This is a genomic window from Sphaerospermopsis reniformis (assembly GCF_005402885.1).
Classification (GTDB): domain Bacteria; phylum Cyanobacteriota; class Cyanobacteriia; order Cyanobacteriales; family Nostocaceae; genus Sphaerospermopsis; species Sphaerospermopsis kisseleviana.
The window spans coordinates 1-357 of sequence record NZ_BJCE01000594.1 but is presented as its reverse complement, the minus strand read 5'-3'; the positions used below and the strand labels follow the sequence as shown (position 1 = coordinate 357).

The window sequence follows — 357 nt, the reverse complement described above, 5'->3', positions numbered from 1 at the left end:
TAATGAATGCGGGTGCGTCACTCTTAGAATTGAGCAACAGACAATATAAAATGTTGCTAGTAGTGGCAGAAGTTTATCGTCAACAACTATGGTTATATGAACATGAAAAACGGAGTATAGAAGACAGGATTGTCAGTTTAAGTCAACCACATATTCGTCCGATAGTCCGTGGTAAAGCCGCTAAAAACACGGAATTTGGGGCAAAGTTTTCCGCTAGTTATTTCAATGGTTATGTATTTTTAGACAATATTAGTTGGGATAACTTTAATGAATCAGGAGACTTAAAATCTCAAGTAGAAGCCTACAAAAATTACACCGGATATTATCCTGAATCGGTTCATGCGATGCACTGAGCGC

General features: G+C 37.8%; 1 pseudogene. It reads left to right on the top strand.

What is annotated here, in order from left to right:
• Positions 1-341: pseudogene (locus tag FFR48_RS28555) on the top strand (IS5/IS1182 family transposase); the annotation flags it as partial.
• Between the last annotated feature and the right edge of the window lie 16 nt (positions 342-357).